At 58.2% G+C, this 23,186-nt stretch carries 19 protein-coding genes; 8 read left to right on the top strand and 11 right to left on the bottom strand.

Translation table 11 applies throughout. From position 1 onward, the window contains the following. Window positions 1-4,515 (top strand): glutamate synthase large subunit, encoded by a 4,515-nt coding sequence (gene gltB / locus IE102_RS02080; RefSeq protein WP_189484714.1) that lies wholly within the window; start codon window positions 1-3, stop codon window positions 4,513-4,515. Between the two features lie 244 nt (window positions 4,516-4,759). Continuing rightward, a complete protein-coding gene (locus tag IE102_RS02075; RefSeq protein WP_189484713.1) occupies window positions 4,760-5,239 on the top strand; it encodes a DUF1579 domain-containing protein in 480 nt (159 codons plus the stop codon). A 135-nt stretch (window positions 5,240-5,374) separates the two neighbouring features. On the opposite strand, the gene IE102_RS02070 is transcribed toward IE102_RS02075, so the two are convergent. The 9 genes from IE102_RS02070 to IE102_RS02030 form a co-directional block, all read right to left on the bottom strand. After that, a complete protein-coding gene (locus IE102_RS02070) occupies window positions 5,375-6,121 on the bottom strand; it encodes a phosphoadenylyl-sulfate reductase (protein ID WP_189484712.1) in 747 nt (248 codons plus the stop codon). Between the two features lie 21 nt (window positions 6,122-6,142). Beyond that, window positions 6,143-6,664, bottom strand: coding sequence for a DUF934 domain-containing protein (locus IE102_RS02065; RefSeq protein WP_189484711.1), 522 nt, complete (start codon window positions 6,662-6,664; stop codon window positions 6,143-6,145). Further along, a complete protein-coding gene (locus IE102_RS02060) occupies window positions 6,651-8,294 on the bottom strand; it encodes a nitrite/sulfite reductase (protein ID WP_189484710.1) in 1,644 nt (547 codons plus the stop codon). Before IE102_RS02060 ends, IE102_RS02065 begins: the two co-directional genes overlap by 14 nt. After that, window positions 8,294-8,596 (bottom strand): DUF2849 domain-containing protein, encoded by a 303-nt coding sequence (locus tag IE102_RS02055; RefSeq protein WP_189484709.1) that lies wholly within the window; start codon window positions 8,594-8,596, stop codon window positions 8,294-8,296. The genes IE102_RS02060 and IE102_RS02055 overlap by 1 nt, the downstream gene beginning before the upstream one ends. Then, the gene (gene cysG, locus IE102_RS02050) at window positions 8,593-10,014 is read right to left on the bottom strand and encodes a siroheme synthase CysG (protein WP_189484708.1); all 1,422 of its coding nucleotides are present in this window, start codon (window positions 10,012-10,014) and stop codon (window positions 8,593-8,595) included. The genes IE102_RS02055 and cysG overlap by 4 nt, the downstream gene beginning before the upstream one ends. A gap of 156 nt (window positions 10,015-10,170) precedes the next feature. Further along, a complete protein-coding gene (locus IE102_RS02045; protein ID WP_189484707.1) occupies window positions 10,171-10,452 on the bottom strand; it encodes a hypothetical protein in 282 nt (93 codons plus the stop codon). A 129-nt stretch (window positions 10,453-10,581) separates the two neighbouring features. After that, window positions 10,582-11,151 carry a DUF5655 domain-containing protein gene (locus tag IE102_RS02040; RefSeq protein WP_189484706.1) on the bottom strand — a complete coding sequence of 190 codons (570 nt, stop codon included), beginning with the start codon at window positions 11,149-11,151 and terminating at the stop codon, window positions 10,582-10,584. A gap of 32 nt (window positions 11,152-11,183) precedes the next feature. Beyond that, window positions 11,184-11,531 carry a GFA family protein gene (locus IE102_RS02035; protein WP_189484705.1) on the bottom strand — a complete coding sequence of 116 codons (348 nt, stop codon included), beginning with the start codon at window positions 11,529-11,531 and terminating at the stop codon, window positions 11,184-11,186. Between the two features lie 179 nt (window positions 11,532-11,710). Beyond that, the gene (locus IE102_RS02030) at window positions 11,711-12,808 is read right to left on the bottom strand and encodes an NAD(P)/FAD-dependent oxidoreductase (protein ID WP_189484704.1); all 1,098 of its coding nucleotides are present in this window, start codon (window positions 12,806-12,808) and stop codon (window positions 11,711-11,713) included. Window positions 12,809-12,952: 144 nt separating this feature from the next. Here IE102_RS02030 and gcvA point away from each other — a divergent pair, with 144 nt between their 5' ends. After that, window positions 12,953-13,915 (top strand): transcriptional regulator GcvA, encoded by a 963-nt coding sequence (gene gcvA / locus IE102_RS02025; RefSeq protein WP_189484703.1) that lies wholly within the window; start codon window positions 12,953-12,955, stop codon window positions 13,913-13,915. Between the two features lie 4 nt (window positions 13,916-13,919). Here the strand turns inward: gcvA and IE102_RS02020 are convergent, their stop codons facing one another. Continuing rightward, the gene (locus IE102_RS02020; protein ID WP_189484702.1) at window positions 13,920-14,933 is read right to left on the bottom strand and encodes a cysteine synthase A; all 1,014 of its coding nucleotides are present in this window, start codon (window positions 14,931-14,933) and stop codon (window positions 13,920-13,922) included. A gap of 252 nt (window positions 14,934-15,185) precedes the next feature. Here IE102_RS02020 and IE102_RS02015 point away from each other — a divergent pair, with 252 nt between their 5' ends. Together IE102_RS02015 and IE102_RS02010 are read left to right on the top strand one after the other, a co-directional pair. Next, complete coding sequence (locus tag IE102_RS02015) at window positions 15,186-16,157, top strand: homoserine kinase (protein ID WP_189484701.1); 972 nt, start codon at window positions 15,186-15,188, stop codon at window positions 16,155-16,157. A 37-nt stretch (window positions 16,158-16,194) separates the two neighbouring features. Next, a complete protein-coding gene (locus IE102_RS02010; protein WP_189484700.1) occupies window positions 16,195-17,328 on the top strand; it encodes a tetratricopeptide repeat protein in 1,134 nt (377 codons plus the stop codon). On the opposite strand, the gene thrC is transcribed toward IE102_RS02010, so the two are convergent. After that, window positions 17,325-18,704, bottom strand: coding sequence for a threonine synthase (thrC, locus tag IE102_RS02005; protein WP_189484699.1), 1,380 nt, complete (start codon window positions 18,702-18,704; stop codon window positions 17,325-17,327). The genes IE102_RS02010 and thrC overlap by 4 nt on opposite strands. Window positions 18,705-18,930: 226 nt before the next feature. Between thrC and proB the strand changes: the two genes are divergently transcribed. The 3 genes from proB to IE102_RS01990 all read left to right on the top strand — a co-directional run bounded on the left by proB (window position 18,931) and on the right by IE102_RS01990 (window position 23,126). Beyond that, the gene (gene proB, locus IE102_RS02000; protein ID WP_189484698.1) at window positions 18,931-20,088 is read left to right on the top strand and encodes a glutamate 5-kinase; all 1,158 of its coding nucleotides are present in this window, start codon (window positions 18,931-18,933) and stop codon (window positions 20,086-20,088) included. Window positions 20,089-20,100: 12 nt separating this feature from the next. Then, window positions 20,101-21,366: a glutamate-5-semialdehyde dehydrogenase gene (locus IE102_RS01995; protein ID WP_189484697.1), complete on the top strand. Its 1,266-nt coding sequence runs from the start codon at window positions 20,101-20,103 to the stop codon at window positions 21,364-21,366. A gap of 272 nt (window positions 21,367-21,638) precedes the next feature. After that, window positions 21,639-23,126, top strand: coding sequence for a sensor histidine kinase (locus tag IE102_RS01990; protein ID WP_189484696.1), 1,488 nt, complete (start codon window positions 21,639-21,641; stop codon window positions 23,124-23,126). The last annotated feature ends 60 nt before the right edge of the window (window positions 23,127-23,186 follow it).

The following is a 23,186-nucleotide window of genomic DNA, read 5'->3' as shown; positions in this document are numbered from 1 at the left end:
ATGTCTTACGAATTTGATCTCGAACGCTACCTTGAACAACGCCAGCGCCTGATCGACGGCCACGCCTATGATCCGGCCTCGGAAATCGACTCCTGCGGGGTCGGTGTTGTCTGTTCTATCGATGGCAAGCCGCGCCGTGACGTGGTTGAGCTGGCCGTTAAGGCCCTCAAAGCCCTGTTTCACCGTGGTGCCGTCGATGCTGATGGTAAATCCGGCGACGGTGCGGGCATTATGTTGTCGGTGCCGCAGGCCTTCTTTCAGGAGCAGGTCCGCAATATCGGCCATAACCCGCGCTCCGGCCCGGTTCTGGTCGGTCAGGTCTTCCTGCCGCGCTCTGACCTTGGGGCCCAAGAGGCCGCGCGGACCATCGTGGAATCCGAGATCCTGCGCTCAGGGTTTTACCTCTATGGCTGGCGTCAGGCGCCGGTCGATGTCGCGCAATTAGGCACGCGCGCCGCCTCGACCCGCCCTGAGATCGAGCAGATCATGATGGCGGCCCCTGAAGGCTTAGAGGGCGAAGCGCTGGAACGCGCCATGTTCCTGTGCCGCAGGCGGATCGAAAAGCGCGTCGATGAGGCCAACCTTGATTGCTACCTCTGTTCGTTCTCGTCCAAGACCCTGATCTATAAGGGTATGTTCCGGGCCGAGCTGGTTGATGATTTCTATCTCGACCTCAAGGACCCGCGCTTTGAATCGTCGGTGGCCATCTTCCATCAGCGTTTCTCGACCAACACCTTCCCCGAATGGAAGCTGGCCCAGCCGTTCCGCATGCTGGCTCACAACGGCGAAATCAACACCCTGCGCGGCAACGTCAACTGGATGAAGTCGCACGAAATCCGCATGGCCGCGACCACCTTTGGCGACCACGCCGAAGACGTAAAGCCAGTCATTCAGCCGCGGGGTTCGGACTCAGCCGCGCTGGATAACGTATTTGAAGTTCTGGTGCGGGCGGGCCGTTCGGCCCCGATGACCAAGGCGCTGTTGATTCCGGAAGCCTGGTCGAAGCAGGAAGTGACGATGTCGGAAAAGCATCGCGCCCTTTATGCCTATGCCAACGCGGTCATGGAACCGTGGGATGGTCCCGCCGCCGTCTGTGCCACCGATGGCCGCTGGGTCGTGGCTGGCAAGGATCGCAACGGTTTGCGGCCCTTACGGGTGACGGAGACCAAGGACGGCCTTTTGATCGTCGGTTCCGAAGCCGGTATGACGGGTGTGTCGGAAGAGCGCGTGTCGCGCCGTTCGGGCATCAACCCCGGCCGGATGATCGCCGTCGATCTGGAAGAGGGCAAGCTCTATTCCGAGACCGAAATCCTCGACGCTCTGGCCTCAAAGCACGACTATACCCAATGGCTTGAAAACATGGTCGAAGTCGATTCGATCATCGAGCCCGGCCCTGAGCCGCGCGCCTACCACGGCGAAGAACTGGATCGCCGTCAGATCGCGGCGGGCTTCACGGTCGAAGACCTCGATACCGTGCTTGACGCCATGATCAAGGACGGCAAGGAAGCCATTGGCTCGATGGGCGATGACACGCCTCTGGCGGTGCTGTCGAATGAGTGGCGTCCGCTATCGCACTATTTCCGTCAGAACTTCGCTCAGGTCACCAACCCGCCGATCGATCCTCTGCGCGAAGAAGCCGGCATGTCGCTCAAGACGCGCTTTAAAAACCTCGGCAATATTCTGGCCGAAGACGAAGCCCAGACCAATGTGCTGGTCATGGACTCGCCGTTCATGACGACGGGTATGTATGACCGCCTGCTGGAAACCTCAAACGTCGGTCAGGTCGCGCAGCTTGACTGCTCGTTCCCGCTGCCGGACGTGGCGGCCAAGCCCGGTGCGGCCCTGCGGGTGGCGCTGGATCGTCTGCGTGATGAGGCGGTTGAGGCCGTGAAGGCCGGTGCGGCCATGATCGTGCTGTCGGATAAGGCCTCTGGCCCCGGCCGCATGGGCGTGCCGATGATTCTGGCCGCCGCCGGGGTTCATGCCCGTCTGGTGCAGGAGGGCTTGCGCTCATTCGTATCCATCATCGTCCGCTCGGCTGAAGCCATGGATTCCCATGCCTTTGCCGTTCTGGTCGGGGTAGGTGCTACCGCAGTCAACCCGTATCTTTCGCTGGAGCTGATGCAGGCGCGTTTCGAGGCGGGCCGTTACGGTCAGATCACCTCCTACAAGGCCTTCATGAACTACAAGAAGTCCATCGAAGCCGGTCTGATGAAGATCCTGGCCAAGAAGGGCATCTCGATTATCTCGTCCTATCGCGGTGGCTATGAGTTCGAAGCGCTGGGCCTGTCGCGGGCGCTGGTGGCCGAATTCTTCCCCGGTGTGACTTCGCGTATCTCAGGCATCGGTCTGGCTGGTATTGAGACCAAGCTTTCGGAACTGCACCAAAAGGCGTGGGCGTCCAAGCGGGCGCTGGTGCCGATCGGTGGCTTCTACAAGCTGCGGGCCGCGGGTGAGACTCACTATTACCAGCCCAAGCTGATCCACCTGCTGCAGGATGCGACGACGCGCGGCGACTATAAGACCTTCAAGACCTATTCCAATCTGGTCGGGAAGATGTCGAAGGATACACCGACGGCGCCGCGTGATTTGCTGGATTGGGCGCCAAAAGCCGCACCCGTGGCGATTGATGAGGTCGAATCGGTCAACGAAATCCGCAAGCGCTTCGTCACACCCGGCATGTCGCTGGGGGCGCTGTCGCCCGAAGCCCATGAGACGCTCAACATCGCCATGAACCGTATCGGGGCGCGTTCCGTGTCCGGTGAGGGCGGCGAAGATCCTGACCGTTACGTTCGTCGTCCAAACGGCGACAACCCGAACTCGGCCATCAAGCAGATTGCGTCCGGTCGTTTTGGCGTCACGGCGGAATATCTGAACCAATGCCGCGAAGTCGAAATCAAGGTCGCTCAGGGTGCCAAGCCCGGTGAGGGCGGTCAGCTTCCGGGCTTTAAGGTCACGGAATTTATCGCCCGTATGCGTCACTCGACGCCGGGCGTGGGCCTGATCTCGCCACCGCCGCACCACGATATCTATTCGATCGAAGACCTGGCGCAGTTGATCTATGACATCAAGCAGATCAACCCCGACTGCCGCGTCACGGTCAAGCTGGTGTCACAGTCCGGCATCGGCGCGGTTGCGGCAGGCGTTGCCAAGGCGAAAGCCGACGCCATTCTGGTGTCCGGTCAGGTTGGCGGCACGGGCGCATCACCGCTGACTTCGATCAAGTTTGCCGGTCTTCCGTTTGAAATCGGCCTGTCGGAAGCCCATCAGGTACTGACGCTCAACAACCTGCGCGGACAGATCCGTCTGCGTTCGGATGGCGGGATGCGTACCGGCCGCGATATCGTCATCGCCGCCATGCTGGGCGCCGAAGAGTTCGGTATCGGCACGGCGTCGCTGGTGGCCATCGGCTGTCTGATGGTGCGTCAGTGTCAGTCCAACACCTGCCCGGTCGGTGTCTGTGTGCAGGACGAACGCCTGCGCGCCAAGTTCACCGGCACGCCGGAAAAGGTCATCAACCTGTTCACCTTCATCGCCGAAGAGGTGCGCGAAATTCTGGCCTCACTGGGTCTGCGTTCGCTGGATGAGGCCGTGGGTCGCACCGATCTGCTGCGTCAAATCTCCCGCGGCGGGGCGCATCTGGATGACCTCGATCTTAACCCGCTGCTGGTACGGGTCGAGCGCGATCCGAACGCCCTGATCACCTTGCCGCATGAGATCAATGCGGTCGCTGATACGCTGGATGCCCAGATCGTCAAGGACGCCGCGCCTCTGCTGGAACGCGGTGAGAAAATGTCCCTGACCTATGATGTGCGCAACACCATGCGCGCGGTCGGTACCCGCACGTCGTCGGCCTTGGTGCGCCGGTTCAAGGATACGCTGGCCGATGGTCACCTGACCTTGCAATTGCGCGGGTCGGCGGGTCAGTCGCTAGGGGCCTTTGCGGTCAAGGGTCTGTTTATCGATCTGGTCGGGGAATCCAACGACTATGTCGGTAAGGGCCTGTCGGGGGCGACCATCTCGATCCGTCCGCGTCACTGGCAGGAAAAGCAGGCTCTGGCCGGCAACACCATCCTTTATGGTGCGACGTCGGGTAAGCTGTTTATCGCCGGAACCGTGGGTGAGCGCTTTGCGGTGCGTAACTCAGGGGCAACCACGGTTGTCGAAGGGGCTGGCGCGCACGGTTGTGAATACATGACCGGCGGTAAGGTCGTCATCCTCGGTTCGGTTGGCGCCAACTTCGGCGCGGGCATGACCGGCGGTGTGGCCTATGTCTGGGACCCGGACAAGTCGTTTGCCAACTACATCAACCCTGAGGGTATTACTCTGCGGTCGGTGCCGGATGAGGCGGAAGCTGAACTGAAAGGGCTGATCGAAGAGCACTTCAAAATGACCCTCTCACCGCGCGCGGAGGCTCTGCTCGATGACTGGGACAACAGCCTCAAGGCCTTTGTGCAGGTTATGCCGAATGAGATATTGGCACTTCAGGCCCGCCTAGAGGCCAAGATCGCCTGATAAGTCCACTCTGGTGGTCTGCAAATCGCCGTCTTGCTGCGATGCGCTGCTCACGTACCGAATGTTAGCTGTGCTAACGCTTCGCTCTTTGAGCACGGTACGCTGCGATGTGCGTCTCGCAAGCCAATGATTTTCGCCGCACCAGAGCGGCTTATCTCTTAAGGTCTCAAAATAAAAAAGCGGTTCGTTAACAGCGAACCGCTTTTGTTTTATGGTGGCGGTAATCAGAACAGAGGAGGCCGCCATGAAAGTCGATATCCAAACTGAGCATCACTGGCTGGAGAGGATGACCGGGGACTGGGAGATCATCCCTGATATGTCCCTGCCAGAGACTGAGCGCACAACCGAGTGGATCGAGCGCGGGCGGATGCTGCACGGGGTATGGCTGGTAGTCGAAGGCCACGGTCAAATGCCAGGCGGGGGTGACGCGACGACCCTGATGACGCTGGGCTTTGATCGCGCCAAGGGCCAGTTTGTCGGGTCATGGGTAGGTTCGATGATGGATCATTTGTGGGTCTATGACGGCCACTGGAATGAGGCGCACAAATCCCTGTCGCTCGATTGCGAAGGGCCTGACTGGGAAAATCCCGGCCAGACCCTGAAATACCGCGACATCTATACGCTCAATGATGACAATACCCGCACCCTGACGGCGATGGTGCAGAGCACCGACGGCGAGTGGAAGCGGCTGATGCAGAACCACTACCGGCGTATTAACCCGTAAAAAGTCCCTCGCTAAATTGTACTTTTTTACGCTGAATGCAGTTCCGCGCTGAATGCTGGGTTTTCTTATTGATCCCGTGATAAAGTACACTGAGGCGGGAGCTTGATCGACACCGAAGGACTTTCTCAAGAGAAATCAGATCCCGTCGCCACCGAAGATCGGCTTATGGATGCCGCACTCGGTCTTGTCCTGCCCGGCCCAGCGGCCAGCGCGGGCGTCCTCACCGACTTCAACCGGCTTAGTGCAGGTAAAGCAGCCAATCGACGGATAGCCCTGTTCGACTAAAGGGTGCGCGGGCAGGGCGTGGGTTTCGATGTAATCCGCGATATCGTCCGCCGTCCAGTTGGCCAGCGGATTGACCTTGAAATTACGGCCATCCCACTCAACGATAGGCATATTGGCGCGGGTCGCTGCCTGATGACGCTTACGGCCGGTGATCCAGGCGGTGTAGTCGTCGGTGATCCTATTCAGCGGGCGAACTTTGCGCAGGGCACAGCAGGCATCAGGGGCCAGCTTCCACAAATTGCCTTTTGGGTCGAAATCCTGTTCCTCAGCCTTATCGGCCTTGAGGTTGATCAGATTGGTCAGGCCTAATATCTTGGCCAGCTGGTCGCGGTATTGCAGGGTCTGAAAAAAGTGCCGGTCGGTATCGAGAAAAATAACCGGCAGGTCTGAATTAATCTGCGACACCAGATGCAGCATAACCGCGGAATCCGCCCCAAACGACGACGACAGGGCGATGGAGCCGATAAACTCATGCTCTATCGCATCGCGCAGGATGTCGGCGGCGGCCCAATTTTCATACCGTGCCGACAGTTTCGCCGCACGGATAGCTTCGGGTGAAGCGACCTGATCGGCAATATTGTTGATGATCATAGTCATGATCAAAACGCTTTCTACGGATTAAGCTTCCGTGAGCTTTTGGCGTAACGCCCAGATCGGTTGACGGGCATCTGCGGCAGTTTGGTAGGCATTTTCAAAACGATCGGTAGCCGCCTTGATGGCGCCTTCGGGATCGGCATCTTTCAGGACAAATTCGTTGAACCCGCAGCGTAGCATCAGGAACAACTGATCCCGCAACACATCGCCGACCGCACGGATTTCGCCTTGATAGTTCAGGTCAGAACGCAATATCCGGGCGTTGGAATAGCCACGGCCATCGCGGTAGCCGGGGAAGTTGACCTCAACCAGCGCGATCTTTTCCATATAGGGAGTCAGCAGACGAATATCATCCCCCGGATTGACGCGCACCCCGTACTTGCCATTGAGGCCCGGCAGTTCGGTGAGCGCGCGCTCAAAGCCCAGCACATAGGGCCCGTCAGCACCGACAACATCTTCGTCGTTGAGTAAGGCCCAGCCGTCAAGAATACGGGTGCCGTCCTTGGCGATCAGGGTCGGAGTGGCAGAAGAATTAAGCTGGCTCATGGAGTGCCTCGGCAAAGGTTTCACGGCCCAGACGCTCAACCACATCGATGAAGCGTTCCGCAGGCGACGTGCGAAGTTGAAGATAAAGGCGCACGACGCGCTCAATGGCGGCAGGCACGGCTTCGGCCGGCAAGCCCTTGCCGGTGATGACGCCCAGCGCTGCTTTTTCATCGGCGCGGCCGCCGAGCAGAATCTGATAGAACTCGATCCCCTGCTTATCGACGCCCAGAATACCGATATGGCCGACATGGTGGTGACCGCAGGCATTGATACAGCCGGAGATTTTGATCTCCAGCTCACCGATTTCATCGGTCAGGTCGGCATCGGCAAAGCGCTTGGAAATTTCCTGCGACAACGGGATCGAGCGGGCATTGGCCAGGGTGCAGTAATCAAGGCCAGGGCAGGCGATGATATCGCTGATCTTCTTGGCATTGGCGGTCGACAGATTGACGCGGTCCAATTGCTGATAAAGGTCATAGAGATCAGCCTTGGCCACATGGGGCAGGATGATGTTCTGATCATGCGCCACGCGCAGTTCGCTATAGGCAAAGCTATCTGCGACATCGGCCATAACGTCCATCTGCGCGGACGAAGCATCGCCTGGCGGCAGGCCCACCGGCTTGGTTGAAATGGTGACGCTGACGTGGTCATCGCGCTTATGGGGATGGGTATTGTTACGCACCCAGCGCGCAAAAGCCGGATCGGCAGCTTTGGCGCGGTCTAACGCAGCCTGATCAAATGCCTTATCGGCAAAGGCCGGATCGGGGAAGAACGAACGGATACGGTCGATCTCATAATAGGGCGCGTCAATGGCGGCCTGATCGAGCGTGTTCCACTCTTCTTCGACCTGACGGGCATATTCATCAGGGCCAAGCGCCGAGACCAGAATCTTGATGCGCGCCTTATAGATGTTATCGCGGCGGCCATAGCGGTTATACACCCGCAGGCAGGCCTCAAGATAACTCAGCAGTTTCTCACCCGGCACGCCCGACTTGATCAGGTGGCCCAGATGCGGGGTGCGGCCCATGCCGCCGCCGACATAGACCTCAAAGCCCTTGGGCGTCAGGTGCAGGCCGATATCATGGACGCGGATGGCGGCGCGATCCTTGGTAGCACCCGTGATGGCGATCTTGAACTTGCGCGGCAGGAAGGTAAATTCCGGATGGATGGTCGACCACTGACGGATCAGTTCGGCCCACGGGCGCGGATCGTCGAGTTCGTCCTTGGCCGCACCCGAAAACTGATCGGTCGTGGTATTGCGGATGCAGTTGCCGGAGGTCTGCATGGCGTGCATCTCAACTTCGGCTAATTCTTCGAGAATCTTGGGCGTATCGGCCAGCTTGATCCAGTTGAACTGAAGGTTCTGACGGGTGGTGAAATGGCCGAAATCGCGGTCATAGGTGCGCGCGATATGGGCGAATTTGCGCATCTGAACGGATGACAAAACGCCGTAAGGGATGGCGATCCGCAGCATATAGGCGTGCAGTTGCAGATAAAGCCCGTTCATCAGGCGCAACGGCTTGAACTGGTCTTCGGACAATTCCCCGCTCAGACGGCGGGCCACCTGATCCGAAAATTCGGCGTTACGTTCACGGACAAGGGCGTGATCGAATTGGTCGTAAACATACATTACTGGAAAACCTCGTCACGTTTGAATTGCTTAGCGGTATCAAAGGTCGTCTGGCCGATGGTCGGTCCGTTGGCGCGTACGAACTCACGCACAAGTTCACGCTGCACCGGTGTGCCGTCATCGGTGACGGGGATCAGATAGGGGGCAACCACTTCGGTTTCGCGAGCGGCCCATTCGGCCTTCAGCGCTTCGCCCGCGGCGTCCTCAAGGTGCGTAGCAATGGCGGCATCTTCAACCCACTGGCCGTCAGCATACCACAGCACCAGGCCGTCGGTTAATCGGTTGGCGGTCAGGAGCTTCATGCGGGAACCTTTATCGTCTGTTGGGTGATGGCCCAGTGTTCGTGACTTAGGGCCGTGACTTCGCCAATGATGACGAGGGTCGGGCCCTTGGGTGGATTGGCGGCGAGGGTGGCGGCCAGTTGATTAAGCTGCGTGGCCTTGCGTACCTCATCGGGGCGCGTGCCGTTTTCAATGATAAGCGCAGGCGTCGAACCCGCACGGCCATGCTCCATCAGGCGGGCACAGACACGCGGCGCGGTCGCCACGCCCATATAGATCACCAGCGTATGATGCGCCAGTGACAAGGCGGCCCAATCCAGTTGCAGATCGTTGTGTTCGGCATCACCGTCATTTTTAGTGGTCGCGCATTCGGGCCCGAAAACCGCGTCGCACTTTTCGGAATGCGCTCGTGCATGTCCGGTGATAAACGTGACCGATTGCGCATGGTCGCGGTGGGTCAGCGGTACACCCGCAGACGCCGCGCAGCCCAGCGCTGCCGTAATGCCCGGTGTGACGTGGACTTCGATACCGGCGGCTTTCAGTGCCTCAACCTCTTCGCCGCCACGGCCGAACACGAACGGGTCGCCGCCTTTGAGGCGCACCACGCGCTTGCCCAAGTTGGCCTGTTCGACCAGCAGGGCATGAATCTGATCCTGCGGCACCGAGTGGTTGGAGCGCTGCTTGCCGACATAAAACCGTTCACTGTCGCGGCGGGCTAAGTCCATGATGGCATTCCCGACCAGCCGGTCATAGACGATGACATCGGCCTCACTCAGCAGGCGCAGCGCCTTGAGCGTCAGCAGTTCCGGGTCGCCGGGACCGGCACCTACCAGATGGACCACGCCCGTGCGGGGTTTCGGCGCTTTGATCTCAGCCAGTGCGGCGGTCAGCGCCTCATCTATCTTGCCCGAACGTGCCAAAGTCGTCGCCGGTGCGGTCAGGATATGTTCCCAGAACCGGCGCCGGTCATCGACATTGCTGAAGGTTTCACGCAGGTGCGGCGACAATTTCAGCGCAAACTCGGCGACATGAGTCTCAGACGGCGGGACCGCGGCCTCAATCTTGCGGCGGGTTTCGCGCGCCAGAACCGGGGCTGTGCCGCCGGTGGCCACGCCAATCGACAGCGATCCGCGATCAATAATGGCCGGGATGTGAAAATCGCTGAGATCGGGCTGATCGACGACATTGACCGGGATTTTTAATGTGTGGGCCAAAGCCGCCCCACGCTCTGCCGACGCACGATCTTCAAACGCCACCAGTATCAGCGAAGCGCCGCTAATGTCTTCGGCGGTCGGCCATGCGGTGTGATCAATATCATAAATCAGCAGCTCCGCTGGTGTACGCTCCACCAGATTAAGTTTGCGCGCAAGCGCCACCCCTGCGCCAATCAGCGCAACCTTACGGCCTTCCAGCGGCCAGGACAGGGGCAAAGCGATCATAACATCCTCAACAGGTGCGGGCGTAAGCCATCATACCTTAATGTGGACTTTTAATCTCTAGCCATGGGCTGGAAAAGCGATGGTTTTTACCCTCTGGGATTAGAGGGGCTAAATAAGCGTAAGTTGTTGCGAATTATGCGCAAATTTCACCCAAAATCACCGTTTGGCGCTGAGGGCGAAATCAAACTCCGGTGACAGAGCGGCATCGTTAGCATCGGGGAGATTTGTATCCGCCGTTGTACAGAAGTAATGCTGAAGCGGGTGGCGGCCAAATTCGCGGGCATCATCCGGCGCTTCAATAAGTGGCAAGGCGACTTTAAGCGGATGTTGTGCGGATTTACGCTGGCAAAGGGCGCAGGTGCAATTGTCTTTACTGCCGCTCAGACCCGACAGGTCAAAATTAATGTCGCCGAAATGGGCCGCGCCTAAGTGGAGCATGATACGCCTCCGATATTTACAAAGCGCATCCCTAAAAGTGTTATCGGTTTTAGGGTAAGATGCGCGCAAATTATACAGTACACAGATATAGTGCAGTGCAAATAAAGGAACAATTAGGCCCTATTGCGGCTAACCTGCGGCATCATAAGCGCGTTTGACGATGGCCATCAGGCTGTCATCGATCTGCGCCGCCTCGGTCAGCGGCACGACATATTGACACATGCCGCCGGGCGGCAAGGCTTTGACGCGGGGATCATCAATCGCCTCTTTCAGGTTCAGGCCCAGTTCAAAACGATCATTGGTCTTGGGGCCCAGCATAGCGAATTGTTTTTTGCGGCGCAGGGAGACATAGCCCTGTTTGGACGCGATTTCGAACTCACCAAAGCCGCTAATCGCGGCCATCAGGGCTTCGTGGATCGGGCGCTGGTGGGCCTTTTTGTCCTTATAGATGGCATCCAGCACATCATCGGCGGCGGCATTTTCCGGTGCCTCAAACGTACCACCACGTAAGCTAAAGTGGGTCAGGGTGTTGGCGTCGCCATGACCCAGCCCATAACCTGATTTCAGCCAGGCGACGATGTCGCCGTGCTTAGTTTTGCCAGATGCGGTGATGTCCGCCATCAGGGCCGTGCGGGATTTACCCGTCTTTTTTTCGATATTTGAAAGCTGGGTTTCCAGCGCCTGCTCGACCGTGCCCATGCGTGCCTCCCGTCAGATACTGACAGAATGACCTAATGTTCGGCGCCGTTCCACTTATTGATGGTCAATTTATCAAAATCAACATCGGGCAGGCAGCGTAAGTTAACCGCGACCATCGGCTTGCCATCGGGGGCCGTGCCTTCGCCGTAGGGTTCGACGCCGCACACCTTGCAGAAATTATGGGCGATTTTCATTGTGTTGAAACGGTAGGTTTCGATATCAGCCGGATCGGTTTTGAGATGAAGCGCATCCTTAGCGACAAAGGCCAGCAGGCTGCCGCGCCTGCGACAATAGGAGCAATTGCAATCGATGGCGTCCTTGAAATCGCCCTCAACCTCGAAACTGATCTTGCCGCAATGGCAACTTCCGGTGTGTAGCATGGTTTCCTCCTGTTTTGGCGGAGGTTAGCGAATCTGAAAGCTGTGGGCAAATCCCGTTTGTGTGGCTTGCCCCCTCCACCCCTTCGGGGTCCCCCTCCCCCGTAAACAGGGGAGGAGAAGTGTTTAGCTTGCGCTAACGCCGCATGGGCGGCCCCGTACGCTTCTTGAGCGCGACGCTGCTACTTCACGCCCATTTTCTTTTGCAGTTCCGATGACGAGGTCGTGTACTGGAAGCGCAGTTTCTTTTCCGGATAGACGTAGCGGAAGGCCTGCTGCGACATCAGGGCGGCCTCGTGGAAGCCGGACAGGATCAGCTTGAGCTTGCCCGGATAGTAGTTGATGTCGCCGATGGCAAAGACCTGCTTGGTTGAGGTCTCGAACTTTTCGGTGTCCACCGGGATCAGGTTTTCGTGCAGGTTGAGGCCAAATTCCGCGACGGGCCCAAGCTTCATGGTCAGGCCAAAGAACGGCAGGAAGGCATCGGCATCGATGTGCAGTTCATTGCCGTCATTGTCCTCAATCGTGATGGCTTCGAGGTTGTGGCCGGTTTCACCCTTGAGGGCAGTCGCCTGACCGATCACGAGATCCATCTTGCCGTCGGCGACCAACTGGCGCATCTGTGCTACCGTATGAGGTGCGGCGCGGAAGTCGTCGCGGCGGTGAACGAGGGTGATGCGTTCGGCCACATTGGCGAGGTTGACCGTCCAGTCGAGGGCGGAATCACCACCACCGGAGATGACAATGCGCTTGCCGCGGAAGGCTTCCATCTTGCGGACGGCATAGTGCACGCCCTTACCGGCGCCCAGGTTTTCAAAGCCGTCAATGCCGGGGATCGGGGGCTTTTTCGGCTGGAATGAGCCGCCACCGGCGGCGATGATGATGCAACGGGCCTCAATCGTCGTGCCCTGATCGGTGGTCAGTTTCCACTTGATTGTGCCGTCATCCTGCTCGACCTTTTCGATCGCCACAGCCATTTCGTTGAAGTGATATTTCGCACCAAACGGTGCGATTTGCTCCAGCAGACGGTCGGTCAGGTCGCTGCCGCTGATGATCGGCCAGGCGGGAATGTCATAGATCGGCTTTTCCGGATAAAGCTCGGCGCACTGACCGCCCGGCTTATCCAGAATATCGACCAGATGGGCCTTGATATCGAGCAGGCCCAGTTCAAAAACGCTAAACAATCCGACGGGGCCCGCGCCAATGATAATGACGTCGGTGGTCCAGGATTGTCCGGCTTCCAGCACGTCCAGCGATGCGATCAGGTCTGCGTGGCTCATATTCGTCTCCGATAGGCTAACTCAAAGGGCGAAGCGATTTCCAAACCGCCTTCAGGATTTGGCAATCACTCTGTAAGATTAGTATTTTTAAACCGTGCCGAACCCTATATAGGGTGTCGGGTTAGATTTGTTGATGGATTTGCTATGTCGCGCGATCGTTTGCCGCCATTGTCGGCGCTTCGGGTATTTGAAGCCGCCGCCCGCCACGAAAGCTTTAAGCACGCGGCGGAAGAACTGTTTGTGACCCCCGGTGCGGTCTCTCAGCAGATTCGTCTGCTGGAGGATCATGTCGGTGTTGAACTCTTCGTGCGTGACGGCCGCAGAGTTGTGTTGTCCGATGCGGGTAAGGCGTCGGCCCTGATCCTCAAGGAAGCGTTCGAGAAGATGTTCGAGGCGACGCGCCTGATGAAACAGGTGCAGCAAAAGGGCCGGGTGACAATTTCGGTTGCCCCAAGCTTTGCCGCCAAATGGCTGATGCCGCGCCTGAGCGATTTTAACGCCGAAAATCCCGATGTCGATGTCTGGGTCAGCGCCGACATGACCACGACTGATTTCGCCACCTCTGACGTTGATCTGGCCATCCGCTACGGCCACGGCAACTATCAGGGGGTGAATGTCGAGCATCTGCTGGAAGAAGGCGTTTTGCCGGTCTGCTCGCCGCTCTTGTACGATGCCGCCCCGATCCGCAAGCCCGAAGACCTGAGCAACCACGTCCTGCTGCACGATGTCGGCTTTGAGACTGATCCGACCTGCCCCGACTGGCCGATGTGGTTTAAGGCCCATAAGGTTGAGGGTGTTGATGCGTCGCGCGGTCCGCGTTTTAACCAGAGCCATATGGTCATCGAAGCCGCCGTGGCGGGTCGTGGCGTGGCTTTGGCCAAGCGCACCATTGCCGAGGCCGATCTCAAGGCCGGACGGTTGCAGGCCCTGTTTGGTGAGGATTTCAGCCCGATTTCCTACGGCTATTATCTGGTGTGGCCGCAGTCCAGAGAACCCTCGCAGGCCCAGACGCGCTTCATGGACTGGTTGCGCGCGCAAGCTAGAGACGAGGGTAACCCCTCGCTCGGCGGCTTTGATAAGCCTGTGTTCGCGGCGCAGGACATCTGACATTTTAGGCCAGCCACGCCGGTACCGGCAGGTTTTTACTGCGCAGGAATTCCGGGTTAAAAATCTTTGAGGCATAACGGTTGCCATAGTCACACAGGATGGTGACTATGGTCTTGCCCGGGCCCAGATCCTTGGCCAGACGAATCGCACCGGCGATATTGAGCGCGGTTGAGCCGCCCATGACCAGACCTTCGTTTTGCACCAGATCAAACACGATTGGCAACCATTCCTCATCGCTGATCTGATAGGCATGGTCGATCACAGCGCCTTCCAGGTTTGCGGTAATGCGGCCCTGGCCCACGCCTTCAGTGATGGAAGAGCCTTCGGATTTCAGCTCGCCGGTGGTGTAATAGCTATAGAGGGCTGCCCCCAGCGGATCGGCCAGACCGATCTTGATGTCGGGGTTTTGCGCTTTAAGGTAAAGGCTCATGCCCGCCAGCGTACCGCCCGATCCGACCGCGCAGATAAAGCCGTCGATCTTGCCCTCGGTCTGCGCCCACACTTCGGGGCCGGTGGCGTCGATATGGGCCTGACGGTTGGCGACATTGTCAAATTGGTTGGCCCAGATGGCCCCTTCCGGGGTCTTGGCGGCTAACTCTTCGGCTAGACGGCCGGAATAGCGCACATAGTTGTCCGGGTTAGAATAGGGCACGGCATCAACTTCGATCAGTTCAGCGCCCAAAAGCTTGATGGCGTCCTTCTTTTCCTGAGACTGGGTGCGCGGGATGACGATGACGGTCTTATAGCCCAAAGCATTGGCGACGGTAGCCAGCCCGATGCCGGTATTACCGGCCGTGCCTTCGACAATGGTGCCGCCGGGGCGCAACAATCCCTTGGCCTCAGCTTCGCGGATGATCCACAGGGCGGCGCGATCCTTGATCGACTGACCGGGGTTGAGGAACTCGGCCTTACCCAGAATCTCACAGCCGGTGGCTTCCGACGCCGCCTTCAGGCGGATCAGGGGCGTGTTGCCGATCAGGTCGATGACGGAGGCTGCGGGCTTTTGCGATGGTGACAAGACGGCGCTCCCTTTGAGGGTGATGGTTTTTCGAGTGTCTCTTTAATCAAAGGCTGATGACAGCCCAAGCGATAGTTTCTAATGGCGGGGTTTAGTGGTTCTGCGGCCTTAAGACAAGCGCATTGAAAACCGTTCGCAGGAAAACCTGCGCCTAATCAGGAATTTTTACGCATCGCATCAGCAAAAATGGTTGTTCTTCGCGCATCGCCTCCCCTATAGCTTGGCGAAACAAACAGAGGAACCATAAGGCTCATGGCCGTCTTTACGCCCGTATCTTTGGAAGAGGCCAGAGCCTATCTCAGCCAGTATGATATCGGCGACCTGATCCACCTTGAAGGGATCGAAGAGGGGGTTTCCAACACCAATTTCAAGGTCGAAACGACGACGGGCCTCTATGCCCTGACGCTGTTTGAGGCGGCCACGCCGATTGATGATCTGCCCTATTTCATGGACTATACCCTGCATCTGGATCGCAAGGGCTATCCGGCGCCGGGGCCTGCGATCATGACATCCGGTGAAACCATTGGTGAGGTGTCGGGTCGAAAAGCGGCGTTGATCAAATGGCTGCCCGGACGCTGGCCGCGCAATCCTGATACGCGCCATGCGGCCTCTGCCGGTGAATATCTGGCCAAACTGCATAAGGTGGGGGCGGATTTTGCGCAAACGCGCGAAAATTCGATGGGGATCGCGGCGTGGCCGCACCTGATCGCGCGCTGTGAACCCAAGGCCGGTCAGTCGGTGCGGGCGATGGCGATCTTAGAGGATTTCCGCAAGGAACTGTATTTCCTGAACGGCGTGTGGCCCAAGCCCGGTGCGCTGGAAAGCGGTGCTATCCATGCCGATTATTTCACCGACAATGTGCTGATGAACGATGACGGCCATGTCACCGGCGTCATCGACTATTACTATGCCTGCACCGATTTCTACGCCTATGATCTGGCGGTCAGCCTCAATGCCTGGGGCTTTACACCGGGCGGGCAGGCCATGCCGGAGATGATTTCGGCCTTTGCCAAGGCTTATCACGCTGAGCGGCCGTTGAGCGATGCCGAGGTTGAAGCCCTGCCACTGTTTGCGCGCGGATCAGCCGTGCGCTTTACCCTGACGCGGCTCTATGACCTGCTCAATCACGACCCGTCATGGGTGGTTAAACCGAAGGACCCGGAAGCCTTTTACCGCCGTCTGGATTACCACCGGGCGGTAAAATCTGGGTTTGAATATTTCTGAGCCGTGTTAGCCTCACCTATTCGATAGGGGGGCGCTGATGACAAAATTTATAACCGTAACGCTGGCCATATTTGGCTTTATATTCTCGGCGTTATCTGAGCCATCATTCGCTACATCCATAAATTATACGTCGCGTGATATCCGCGAACTGAGAAAACAAGCCGAAGCTGGAAATGTTCAAGCGATGGTAACGCTTGGGAGCGCGTATGCCTATGGCCTGGGCCCAAAGGTAGATATGCAGAAAGCATTGCCTTGGTTGGAGAAGGCTGGGGAGGCGGGAAATAGCGAAGCCCAAACAACCTTGGGTCAACTTTTCTTTTTCGACGATAAATTACCGAGAGATGATCAGGAAGCCTTCTATTGGTTCAGTAAATCCGCACAACAAGGCGATCCGACGGCTCAATATCTTTTAGCCGGTATCTATGAAACCAGTGATGTCATAGGCCGTGATTACAGGTCTGCCTATGAGTGGAAACTGAAGGCTGCCAAACAAGGAGACCCTGGGGCGATATATGATCTAAAGGCGATTTACGTCTATGGCCTCAATGTCGTCAGCTTTGATGAAATGTATAACCGTGTGAGGACGTTGGCTGAAAAAGGGGATGCCGACGCACAGTGGCGGTTAGCTTGGCTTTACCGATCCGGTGTTCATGTAGCGCAGAATGATGAGCAATCAATGTTCTGGCTAAAGAAGTCGGCAGATCAGGGAAATGCCCACGGTATGACCTTATTGGCCATAATTCTATACAGCAACGATTCAACTGGAAGTGCCGAAATAGAAGATCTTTTTGAGCGCGCCGCCGCCAAAGGAAGCGTTAGTGCGCAAGAGTTTTTTATCACTATTGGTGACGATAAGGAACTTACGGGCTCGGCGCTTGAGGAACATGAAGCGCGGGCTTTCAGGTGGACGGCGGCGGCAGCCGAAAAAGGGTATCCAATCCACCAATTTTTTCTGAGTGACTACTACGAAAAAGGGCGATTTGTGCTTAAAGACCTTGCCGAAGCCCATAAGTGGTTTTTATTGTCACAGCGATATCCGCATTTCAAACCATGCTGCAGGTTTGCAGATGTTAAAGACGTACCTGCAACCGAAGACGATGAGGCCGAAGGTGAACGTCGTGCCAAGGTCTGGCTAGATACTCACCCTGAATTATGGTGGGAGGCCGATTAACCCACAAACCCCTTAACCGCCGCAAGGGCGGCGGCGTAGTCGTTCTTGATCGGGGTTATGGTTTCCTTGCGGCCATAAAGCACCTGAATGGCTTCGGGGACTTCGGGGGCGAAGCCTAAAGCCTCAGTGACAAATTCCGGGAACTTGGCGGCATGGGCGGTCGACAGCGCGATGATCGGCTTACCCGATTTACGTTCCAGTGCCGCAGCCACCGCCACGGCGGTATGAGGGCAGATGACCTGACCCCAGGCATCATAGGCGTGTTTGATGGTCTTTTTGGTCGTCTCTTCCGACACGGTTGAGGCGGAAACCTCGGCTTTTAAGGCCGACTGCATGTCTGCCGACAAGGTGACGTCACCATCGGCGGCAAAGGTGTCGAACAGCGCCTTAGTGGCGGCACCCTCACGGCCGGAGGCTTCAAACACCAGACGCTCAAAGTTCGACGGGGCCTGAACGTCCATGGACACGCTGGCGGTCGGTGTGGCCTGATGGCGGACATAGCGGCCGGTATTGATGGCCTGACTAAGGGCATCGTTCGAGTTTACGGCGGCGTGCAGATGGCCGACATTGGCGCCGATCTTGCGTCCGGCCCAGCCGGCAAAGGCATCCCCGAAATTGCCGGTCGGCACCACAAATTCAGGATGATCAGCACCCGATGCTGCGGCGGCGGCCAGATAGTACGGCACCTGACCCAGCAGGCGGCCCCAGTTGATCGAATTGACGCTGGAGATCAGGCCGGTTTCTTTGAGGGAGGCTTCGCCCAGAAGCTGCTTCACAAAACGCTGGCAGTCGTCGAAATCGCCTTCGACGCCGATATTGAGCACGTTGTCGGCCTCAACCGTCGTCATCTGCAAACGCTGCACCGGGGAGACGCGGCCGAGCGGATGGAACACCACCAGCCGGACATGCGCGGAACCGGCAAAGGCGCGCACGGCGGCAGCGCCCGTATCGCCGGACGTGGCCGTAACCAGTGTCAGCTTTTCGCCGCGCTGCGACAGGGCGGCATCGGTCAAAGGCGCGATCATCTGCATGGCCATGTCTTTGAAGGCCAGGGTCGGGCCGTGCCACAACTCCAGAATCCACAGATTGTCCTCAACCTGCGTCAACGGCGTTTCGCCATTGCGCAAAAACGCGGCCTTGGTCTTGGCGGCAGCGGCTTTTACCGCCTCAGCGCCCAGCACATCGACGCCGAACAGGGTCAGCAGCTTTTCGGTCAGGACCCCGTAATCGCCTTTAGCGGCGGTCGCCAGCTCTGCGGCATCAAGGCTTGGCCAGCTTTGCGGCACATAAAGCCCTCCATCGGGGGCCAGACCATCCAGCAGGGCACCCGCAAAGGTGCGATGATTGTGAAAGCCGCGCGTACCGATATAGTTCATCGTCAAAAGCCTGTACCTTTGGTCTTTGTAGGGGTGAAATTCGCCCATCCAGCCGGATTAAAAGCCGTAACTCGCAAAATGGTTCCAATGGATACCGCTTTGAGGGTAAGTTTTTCGATTTTAAGCGAAAAGGCTTCACTTAAGGGCTGTCACGAATTAGAAGTCCCGCAACCGATTTTAAGTCGGGCACGCCCTAACACTTTAAGCTGTCTGAGAAAAGACATTTATGACCGTCATGGCCGCAAAAACCGAAGTCCTGACCTTGCCTGAGCCCTTGCTTAAGGCCCGCCGTCTGACGGTTAAGATCGGCTCGGCGCTGGTGGTTAATGCCGAGACCGGTGAGGCTGACATCGACTGGATGCGCGGTATGGCGCAGGATGTGGCCGCCCTGATGCGTGAGGGCAAGCAGGTCATGATCGTCTCTTCCGGTGCTGGCGCGCTGGGGCGGCGCTATCTGGGCCTCACAGGCTCGCGTCTTAGGCTGGATCAGAAACAGGCGGCAGCGGCGGTCGGGCAACCCCGTCTGATGCAGGCCTGGGAAGGCGTGTTCAACGAACTGGGCCTCAAGACCGCGCAGGTGCTGCTAACCCGCGAAGATACTGAAAAACGCCGGCGCTGGCTCAATGCGCGCGCGACGATTGAGACCCTGTTTGATCTGGGGTGCGTGCCGATCGTCAACGAAAACGACACGGTCGTGACCGAAGAAATCCGCTATGGTGACAATGACCGATTGGCCGCGCGAGCCGCGCAACTGGTGCAGTCCGAAGCCCTGATTTTGCTGTCGGATATTGACGGGCTTTATACCGCCGATCCGCGCAAAAACCCGGAGGCCCGCCATATTCCGCTGGTCGAAAAGCTCGATGCCGACATCGAGGCTATGGCCGGTGGGGCCAATACGTCGGCGGGCGTTGGCACCGGCGGCATGGCGACCAAGATCGCGGCGGCAAGGATCGCGGGCTCGGCAGGTTGTTCGACCACCATTGCTTACGGGGCCATGCTGCGGCCTTTGTCGGCACTAGGATCAGGCGCGAAGTTTACCCTCATCCGGGCGCAAAGCTCGGTCACCGCCGCCTATAAGGCCTGGATTGCGGGCACGGTTGTGCCAGCGGGTGAGGTCGTGCTCGATGACGGGGCGGTGGCGGCGCTGAAATCCGGTAAGAGCCTGCTGCCGTCGGGTATCGTTGAGGTGCACGGCAGCTTTGACAAGGGCGACAGCATCTCCATATTGGGTGTGAACGGGTGCGAACATGCGCGTGGAATTGTCGCCTATGGGGCTGACGAAATCCGCCTGATCAAGGGCCGACCGTCGAAAGAGATCGAAGGGCTGCTGGGGTACACGGCCGGTGACGTTATCATTCACCGCGATAATATGGCTTTTATCTGAGAGCGAACGACCATGAGTGAAATGCCTTTGAAAGACCTGATGGCCTATATGGCCGGAGCCGCCAAGGAAGGCGCCGAGGCTCTGCGTCTGGCCGGGCCGGAGGTTCGCACGAAAGCCATCCTTGAGGCCGCCAAGTCTATCCGCGCCCGTAAGGACGAAATCCTCGCTGCCAACCAAGCCGATCAGGCCGCTGCCGCCACCAAGGGTATCACTAAGGCGATGATTGAACGCCTTGTGCTCAATGATGACCGCGTCGAAGCGATGGCCAAGGGTTTGGAAGAGGTTGCTGCACTGCCCGATCCGGTCGGGCGTGAACTGGCGCGCTGGAGCCGCCCGAACGGGCTTGATATCGCCCGTGTCTCGACCCCCATTGGCGTGATTGCTATAATCTATGAGTCCCGCCCCAACGTGACGGCAGACGCCGCGGCCCTGTGCATCCGCTCGGCCAATGGTGCAATTTTGCGTTCAGGCTCTGAGGCTCTGCAATCGGCGCTGGCGATCTTTGCAGCTATCGAAGACGGGCTGGTCGCGGCAGGCCTGCCCAAGACCGCAATCCAGCTTGTGCCCGTGTCGGATCGCGATGCGGTCGGGCTGATCCTTGGCGGGCTGGACGGGGCGGTCAGCCTGATCATTCCGCGGGGCGGCAAGTCACTGGTCGCGCGGGTACAGGCCGATGCGCGCGCACCCGTCCTGAGCCACCTCGAAGGGCTCAACCATACCTATGTCCATGCCGATGCCCATCCCGATAAGGCGGTGGCGCTGACGCTGAACGCCAAGATGCGGCGGGTGTCGGTGTGTGGCGCGACCGAGACCTTGCTGATCGACAAGGCGGTGGCGGCTGACCTGCTGCCAAAGATTGCGCAAGCACTGGTGGATGCTGGTTGCACCCTTAAAGGCGATGCGGCGGCGCAAGCTATTTTCGCGATGGATGCGGCGACCGAAGAGGATTGGAAAACCGAATATCTCGATACCGTCCTGTCGGTACGGGTGGTCGATGACATCCATCAGGCTATGGATCACATCAAAACCTATGGCACCGAACATACCGAGTGCATCATCACTGAAAACGCCGAGGCTGCGGAGCTGTTTCTGAACTCGGTCGACAGCGCCATCGTGCTGTGGAACGCCTCGACCCAGTTTGCTGATGGAGGCGAGTTTGGGCTGGGGGCGGAAATCGGCATTGCCACCGGCCGGATGCACGCGCGCGGGCCGGTGGGTGCAGAGCAACTCACCACCTTTAAATATCAAGTACGCGGAACCGGCCAAACCCGCCCCTGATTTTCGGGCTAAATCGCCCCTGAGTGCGTTGCAAAGCTTAGGCTGTATTCATATACAGCCGTCGCTTAGCGCCTGCTCAGGAACCATTTTTCCTCGAAAATCTCTATCCGTTGTTGTGTTACCGCTCCTCGACCTTGGGTTTAAAGTTTGTGTCAGACGTGACCTGAGATTGTCATAAGCCTGTCGCAGAATCAGGTTAGGCGAAGTTTACGGATTTTTCGTTTCATCTGGCGTACTGTGATCCGTGTAAGGAAAGTCTTTTCGGATAAGCCATGCCGGACTATAAACCGCCCGCCAAACACTATGTCCCGCTGGGCGCGATCCTTGCGTTTGCGGGCCTTATTATCATGGCCGCTATTCCTGATTTTCAGCCCTATACGGCCTGGGCGTCGCTGATCCTTGTGGCGTACGGCCTGATCAGTTGTTACTCGCGCCTTCAGACCTATCTTGAGGTGCAGGCGGCCAAGCCCGCTCAGGAAATCCGCGTCAAGGTTCAGCCCGAAGGCCCGTCGTTTCAGGAAGTGCTGCGCGCCATGCCGGACCCGGTTCTGGTGGTCTCCGGGCTTGAACCCGATGATATCGCCGGACGCTGGGTGGTGTTTGCTAACAAAGCGGCCATGAAGCTGTTCCGCATGGAGCGTGAAGGCGGGCTTTTGGTGTCCTATATCCGTAATCCTGAACTGCTCGAAGCGGTCGATGAGGCCCTGTTTGGCAATGTCAGCCGCTCGACCCTGTTTGATGAAACCGGCGGTGCGCAGGACCGGTTCTGGCAGTCGTGGACATCGCCCCTGCCGGTCGAAGGCACGGGTAAGCGTCTGGCCTTGATGGTTATGCGCGATGAAACCGATGTGCGCCGGATTGAACGGATGCGTGCCGATTTTCTGGCCAATGCCAGCCATGAGCTGCGCACCCCGCTGGCGTCCCTGTCAGGTTTTATCGATACCCTGCGTGGTCACGCCAAGGACGACGAAGGCGCGCGCGATAAGTTCCTCAGTATTATGGCGGCTCAGGCTGACCGCATGGGCAGGCTGATCAATGATTTGCTGTCGCTCAGCCGGATTGAAATGAATGAGCATGTGCCGCCGACGGGGGAGGCTGATATTCCTCTGGCGGTTAAGGATGTGGTCGATTCTCTGACCATACTGGCGCAGGAAAAAGGCGTGGCGATTTCGGTCACCGCCCCCAAACCCGGTCTGTTCCCCGTCATTGGCGATCGCGATCAGATATTGCAGGTCGTCCAGAACCTGACCGACAATGCCCTTAAATACGCGCCCGAAGGCTCGGTCGTTGAGATTGAGGTTCTGCTCGATCAGGCCTTGCCACAAGCCTCCGCGCCGGCTGAGGGGCAGGCATCGCGTCTGATGCTGTTGCGTCCTGACCGGCAGTTGAATGATGTCTACACGGTGGTGCGGGTGCGCGATCATGGTCCCGGTATCCGGCGTGAGTTCCTGCCGCGTCTGGCTGAGCGGTTTTACCGCGTTGAGGGCCAGAAAAGCGGCAATAAGCTGGGCACGGGGCTCGGTCTTGCCATCGTCAAGCACATCATCAGCCGCCACCGTGGCGGGCTAGTGGTCGAAAGCGTGGCAAGCGAAGCGCAAGCCAGCGCAGAGGGCCAAAAATCAGAACGTGTAGCCAGCCTGCCTGTCAATGAGATCAGAACCTTTACGGCCTTCAGTGCCTATTTCCCGCAAAAGTCGGTTTACGGACAAATTCCGGTCGGGCCGCGCCTGCTGAATGATGACCTGAAACACACAGGTTGAGCTTAGTTTCGGCATTTTAGGACTAATCACGGCCATTTGTGACGCATGTTATAAAACTGT

The sequence above is a fragment of the Asticcacaulis endophyticus genome (genome assembly GCF_014652575.1).
Lineage (GTDB): Bacteria > Pseudomonadota > Alphaproteobacteria > Caulobacterales > Caulobacteraceae > Asticcacaulis > Asticcacaulis endophyticus.
The sequence above is the reverse complement of the archived record's forward strand: the minus strand, read 5'-3'. Positions and strand labels throughout refer to the sequence as shown.